This is a genomic window from Streptomyces sp. MS191, assembly GCF_008042125.1.
Lineage (GTDB): Bacteria > Actinomycetota > Actinomycetes > Streptomycetales > Streptomycetaceae > Streptomyces.
In genome coordinates this window covers 1,959,712-1,965,913 of record NZ_RDBI01000040.1, presented here as the reverse complement: position 1 = coordinate 1,965,913, position 6,202 = coordinate 1,959,712, and the positions used below count along the sequence as shown (strand labels likewise).

The following is a 6,202-nucleotide window of genomic DNA, read 5'->3' as shown; positions in this document are numbered from 1 at the left end:
GATCCCGCCGGTGCCGCCGGTGCCCTGGGGGGAGCCGGAGCTGTTCTTGGCGGTGTCGTCCTTCTCGTCGCCGCCGCCGGAGGTCGCGTACCAGACGCCKCCGCCGATGAGCAGCCCTACGGCTACCCGCAGCAGCAGCAGCAGCCGCAGCAGCCGCCGTACGGCTACCCGCAGCAGCCCCCGACGCAGCCCCCGTACGGCTACCCGCAGCAGCAGCCGTACGGGTACCCGACCCAGCCGCAGTACCCGCAGCCGGGCCAGAGCGGCCCGTCCGGCGGCAAGAAGCTCTCCTCGCAGATGCAGATCATCATCGCCGCGGCCGTGGCCGTGGTGCTGCTCATCGGCGGTGGCGTCTGGTACGCGACCTCCGGCGGCGGCGACGAGAAGGACGACACCGCCAAGAACAGCTCCGGCTCCCCCCAGGGCACCGGCGGCACCGGCGGGATCGGCGGCAACGGCAAGGAGAAGCCGCCGGCCGACGTCCAGGGACAGGTGGCCTTCCAGCTGCCCGTGCCGAAGGTCCCGGACATCACGGACGTGTCGGGCTCCTGGCTCACCGACAAGGCGTACGTGAAGCCGGGCGTCGACTCGGTCGTCGGCTACGACATCGACAAGGGCACCCCGCTCTGGACGCTGCCGCTCGCCGGCCAGGTCTGCGGCGCCTCGCGTCACGTCACCGCCGACAACAAGACGGCGATCCTCTTCGAGGAGGCCAAGCGCGTCGCGCCGAAGTACTACCAGAAGTGCACCGAGGTCGGCGTCGTCGACCTCAACACCGGGAAGCTGCTGTGGTCCACCCACGTCACCGGCGGATCGGGAGGCGACGGCAAGGTGCGCTTCAGCGAGATCACGCTGAGCGGCACCACGGTCGCGGCCGGCGGCACGGACGGCGGCGCCGCCTTCGACCTGGGCAACGGCAACCCCCGCTGGAAGCCCCAGCCCAACGCCGACAACTGCTACGACATGGGTTACGGCGGCGGCGCGGGTCTGGTCGCCGCCCGCAAGTGCGGCCCGTACGGCTCGCAGACCGTGACGATCCAGAACCTCAACCCGACGACCGGCGCGCCGATCTCGCAGTACAAGATGCCCGCGGGCGTCGACTACGCCTCGATCGTGTCCACCAAGCCGCTGGTCGTGGCGGCCGACGTCGGCGACACCGCCGGCGACGGCAGCGGCATCTCGGACTTCTTCTCGATCGACGAGCAGACCGGCAAGCTGAAGGCGAAGATCACCGCGGACGCGGACCGGTACGCGGCCAGCTGCCGCTCCACCAAGGTCGAGTCCTGCAGCAAGGCGCTCGTCGGCAACGGCCGGCTCTACCTGCCGACCGAGGAGCACGAGGGCAGCACCGGCGAGTACGGCGACGAGACGAACGAGATCCTCTCGTTCGACCTGGCCACCGGCAAGCAGGCCGGCGGCAAGGCGGACGCGGGCGACCGCTACACGCTGATGCCGATGCGCATGGACGGCGGCAACCTCATCGCCTACAAGCACCCCCCGTACGACAAGGGCGGGAAGGTCGTCTCCATCGACGGCGGCACCATGAAGGAGACGGTGCTGCTGGAGAACCCGGCGGACAAGGCCGTCCGGGACGCGGAGACGGGCTTCACCGAGAACGGCTCGGAGTACCGCTACGCCTCGGGACGGTTCTTCATCTCGCAGACGCTGCTGAGCAAGCCGCGCGAGTCCTCCTCCACGAACGACAAGGAGTACCTGGCGATCGCCTTCCGCGCCGCGCAGTGATCCCCGTGCAGTGACCGTGGGCCCCCTCCGGACGACCGGAGGGGGCCCACGCGCGTCGGCACCCCCGGGCGTCCGCGTTCGCCGTCCCGTTCCTGCTCGCGGGCCGCCGGCGGCCGCCCCGGACGAGTGGCCTGCCACGCCTGACGGCACGGCAATTTGTGCTCAGGCGGGGTCATTTCGGTCCCTGGGCGGTCTTCCGTAGGAGTTCGGGGCACGTCGGCCCAAAGGACCGTGTAACTTGCCGGGGCATCAGGGTCGCTGGAGCCGGGGGACGGCTCCAGGGGGGATAAGGGGTTGCTCGATGGGCGTGCGGCTCATGGTGGTCGACGACCACCGTCTGCTCGCCGAGGCGCTCGCCTCGGCACTGAAGCTCCGTGGGCACCGGGTGCTCGCGGCGGCGGCGCCGGTCGCGGGCGCGGCGGAGCTGGTCGTGAGCCGGGCGCCGGAGGTGTGTCTGCTCGGCACGGCTGCGCCGGCCGAACCGGGCGCCTTCGACCCGATCGTGCGGATCAAGCGGGAGCGGCCCCAGGTCGCCGTGGTCGTGCTGGGGCCGGTGCCCTCGCCGCGCGGGATCGCGGCGGCCTTCGCGGCCGGCGCCTCCGGGTACGTACGGCACGACGAGCGCATCGAGGGCGTCGAGCGCGCCCTGATGAAGGCGCGGGCGGGGGAGACGGCGGTGGCGCCGCAGCTCCTCCAGGGCGCCTTCGCGGAGCTGCTCAACCCGGTGGCGCAGCCCGACGACGAGGGGCAGCGGCTGCTGCGGATGCTGACCCCGCGCGAGGTGGAGGTCCTGGTCAGGGTGGCCGAGGGCGAGGACACCCGGCTGATCGCCGCGGGGATGGGGATCGCCGCCAGCACCGCGCGCACGCACGTGCAGCGCGTGCTGATGAAGCTGGGGGTCGGCTCGCGACTGGAGGCGGCCGCGCTCGCCGCCCGCACCGGCCTGCTGGACCACGCGCCCGTTCCCGCGCCCCGCGCGCCGCGCGGCTAGGGAGTGTCCGTCCGGCAGGGTGCTCAGAGCCGTCCCTGAAGGGTGCCGCCCGGCCGGCTCCCGGGCGGGCCCGTCCCTGCCCGGGTGTCGCGCCACTGCCTCGCGCCGTCCCCCAGGTGGGTCGGTCCTACGCGAAAGCCGTCGTCGGCGTTGACGCGGATGTTTGATTGTGGTTCCTTGTGCGTGGTTCTGTTTGGTTGCGCACGGAGGCACTCCCGTGAAGAAGACCGTCACCACCCTGGCCGACGGGCGCGAGCTCATCTACTACGACGCCGGCGACGGCACCGTCCGCGACGCCGTCGACACCCGTCCGCTCGACCCCGTCGCGTCCCGCTCCGAGGTCCGCCACGACGTGCTCCTCGGCGACAGCGTCGTCGTCGCCTCGCACCGCCAGGGCCGCACCTTCCACCCGCCGGCCGACGAGTGCCCGCTCTGCCCGTCCCGGGACGGCCGGCGGAGCGAGATCCCGGCCGACGGCTACGAGGTCGCGGTCTTCGAGAACCGCTTCCCCTCCCTCGCCGGAGAGGCCGGCCGCTGCGAGGTCGTCTGCTTCACCTCCGACCACGACGCCTCCTTCGCCGACCTCACCCCCGACCGGGCCGCCCTGGTCCTCGACGCCTGGACCGACCGCACGGCCGAACTCGCCGAGCGGCCGGGCGTCGAGCAGGTCTACTGCTTCGAGAACAGGGGAGCCGAGATCGGCGTCACCCTGGGCCACCCGCACGGCCAGATCTACGCCTTCCCCTACACCACCCCCCGGACCGCGCTCATGCGCCGCAACGCCGCCGAGCACCGGGAGCGCACCGGGCGCAACCTCTTCGACGAGGTCGTGGCCCGCGAGCGCGCGGACGGCGTACGGGTCGTCCTGGAGGGCGAGCACTGGATCGCCTTCGTGCCCTACGCCGCGCACTGGCCGTACGAGGTCCACCTCTACCCGGTCCGCCGGGTGCCCGACCTGCGCGCGCTCGACGACGCCGCCCGCACAGAGTTCCCACAGGTCTACCTGGAACTCTTGAGGCGCTTCGACCGGATCTTCGGCCCGGGCGAGCCGCCGACGCCGTACATCGCCGCCTGGCACCAGGCGCCGTTCACGGACGACCGGCGGGAGGAGTTCGCGCTGCACCTGGAGCTTTTCACCGTGCGCCGGGCCTCTGGCAAGCTGAAGTACCTCGCGGGCACCGAGTCCGGCATGGGCGCGTTCATGAACGACGTGCCACCGGAGTCCGCGGCACACAGACTCCGAGAGGTAGCGAGCAAGTGAGCAAGTATCTGGTGACGGGCGGGGCCGGCTACGTGGGCGGCACGGTCGCGCAGCACCTGCTGGAAGCGGGCCACGAGGTCACCGTCCTCGACGACCTCTCCACCGGTTTCCGCGAGGGCGTCCCGGCCGGGGCGACCTTCGTCCAGGGCCGCATCCAGGACGCGGCCCGGTGGCTGGACCCCTCCTTCGACGGAGTCCTGCACTTCGCCGCCTTCTCGCAGGTCGGCGAGTCGGTCGCCGACCCCGCGAAGTACTGGGAGAACAACGTCGGCGGCACGATGGCACTGCTCGCCGCCATGCGCGAGGCGGGGGTGCGCCGGCTCGTCTTCTCCTCCACCGCCGCCACCTACGGCGAGCCGCAGAGCGTCCCGATCACCGAGTCGGCGCCGACCGCCCCGACCAACCCCTACGGCGCCACCAAGCTCGCCGTCGACCACATGATCAGCGGCGAGGCCGCCGCGCACGGCCTGGCCGCGGTCTCCCTGCGGTACTTCAACGTGGCCGGCGCCTACGGCGACTGCGGCGAGCGCCACGACCCCGAGTCGCACCTCATCCCGCTGGTCCTCCAGGTGGCCCAGGGCAAGCGCGAGGCGATCAACGTCTACGGCGACGACTACCCGACGCCCGACGGCACCTGTGTGCGCGACTACATCCACGTCGCCGACCTCGCCGAGGCCCACCTGCTCGCCCTGGGCGCCATGACCTCCGGCGAGCACCTGATCTGCAACCTGGGCAACGGCAACGGCTTCTCCGTCCGCGAGGTCGTCGAGACCGTGCGCAAGGTGACCGGCCACCCGGTCCCCGAGGTCGTGGCCGCGCGCCGGGCCGGCGATCCGGCCGTCCTGGTCGCCTCGGCCGACACCGCGCGGGAGCGGCTCGGCTGGAATCCGTCCCGCCCGGACCTGGCGGGCATCGTGCAGGACGCGTGGGCGTTCGCGAACAAGAGGGAGCAGGGACAGGCATGAGCGTGGCGGGGGAGTTCGCGGCACTGTACGGAGCACGGCCCGAGGGCGTCTGGGCGGCTCCGGGACGGGTCAACCTGATCGGTGAGTACACCGACTTCAACGACGGTTTCGTCATGCCGCTGGCTCTCCCGCACACGGCGGTGGCCGCCGTCTCGCGCCGCACCGACGGCGTGCTGCGGGTCCACTCCGCCGACGTCGACGGCGGGGTCGTCCAGCTCGACGTCGACAGCCTCGAACCCCGCTCCGGCACCGGCTGGGCCGCCTACCCGGCCGGTGTCGTCTGGGCCCTGCGCGAGGCGGGCCACCCGGTCACCGGGGCGGACGTCCACCTCGCCTCGACCGTGCCGACCGGCGCCGGGCTCTCCTCCTCCGCCGCCCTGGAGGTCGTCACCGCCCTGGCCCTCGACGACCTGTACGGCCTGGGCCTGAGCCGTCCCGAGATCGCCGTCCTCGCCCAGCGGGCCGAGAACGCCTTCGTCGGGGTGCCCTGCGGGGTGATGGACCAGATGGCGTCGGCGTGCGCGGCCGAGGGCCACGCCCTGTTCCTGGACACCCGCGACCTGTCGTACCGTCAGGTGCCCTTCGACCTGGCCGCGCAGGGACTGCGGCTGCTGGTCGTGGACACCCGCGTGAAGCACGCTCTCGGGGACGGCGCGTACGCGGAGCGGCGCGCCGGCTGCGAGGCCGGCGCGCGGGCGCTCGGCGTGCGCACGCTGCGCGAGGTCGATGCCGCGCACCTGTCCGGCGCACTCGCGCGGCTGAGCGACGAGACCGTGCGCGGCTACGTCCGGCACGTCGTGTCGGACAACCACCGGGTGGAGCGGACGATCGCCCTCCTCGACGCCGGCGATGTCCGGGGCGTCGGCCCGGTGCTCACCGAGGGCCACGTCTCGCTCCGGGACGACCTGCGGGTCTCCAGCCCGGAACTCGACCTCGCCGTCGAGGCCGCCGGAGCGGCCGGGGCGCTCGGCGCACGGATGACGGGCGGCGGATTCGGCGGCTCGGCGATCGTGCTGGTCGAGGAGTCGGCGGCCGAGTCGGTGTCCGCCGCGGTGGGCAAGGCGTTCGCCGAGGCCGGGTTCACCGCGCCGGGCGTCTTCGCGGCGATCCCCGCGGCGGGCGCCCGGCGCCTGTGACGCCACCACCCCCGCGCGGGGGCCCGGCGGACGGGGCCCCTGCGCGCTCGCGGCCTTCGGAACTGTCGACTTCTGTCGGGTTTCGACCCGTGCGGCTCATGCGTCA

At 73.1% G+C, this 6,202-nt stretch carries 5 protein-coding genes; all 5 read left to right on the top strand.

Annotation, left to right across the window (positions count from 1 at the left end; translation table 11 throughout):
• Positions 1 to 1,743: outer membrane protein assembly factor BamB family protein (locus EAO71_RS15970; protein ID WP_147979329.1), on the top strand; the 1,743-nt coding region annotated here is incomplete at its 5' end.
• Positions 1,744 to 2,044: 301 nt separating this feature from the next.
• Positions 2,045 to 2,734, top strand: a complete 690-nt coding sequence (locus EAO71_RS15965) for a helix-turn-helix transcriptional regulator (protein ID WP_147978337.1) — start codon at positions 2,045 to 2,047, stop codon at positions 2,732 to 2,734.
• Between the two features lie 217 nt (positions 2,735 to 2,951).
• Positions 2,952 to 3,995, top strand: coding sequence for a galactose-1-phosphate uridylyltransferase (gene galT, locus EAO71_RS15960; protein ID WP_147978336.1), 1,044 nt, complete (start codon positions 2,952 to 2,954; stop codon positions 3,993 to 3,995).
• Positions 3,992 to 4,960 carry a UDP-glucose 4-epimerase GalE gene (gene galE, locus EAO71_RS15955; RefSeq protein WP_147978335.1) on the top strand — a complete coding sequence of 323 codons (969 nt, stop codon included), beginning with the start codon at positions 3,992 to 3,994 and terminating at the stop codon, positions 4,958 to 4,960. Before galT ends, galE begins: the two co-directional genes overlap by 4 nt.
• A complete protein-coding gene (galK, locus tag EAO71_RS15950) occupies positions 4,957 to 6,096 on the top strand; it encodes a galactokinase (protein ID WP_147978334.1) in 1,140 nt (379 codons plus the stop codon). Before galE ends, galK begins: the two co-directional genes overlap by 4 nt.
• The last annotated feature ends 106 nt before the right edge of the window (positions 6,097 to 6,202 follow it).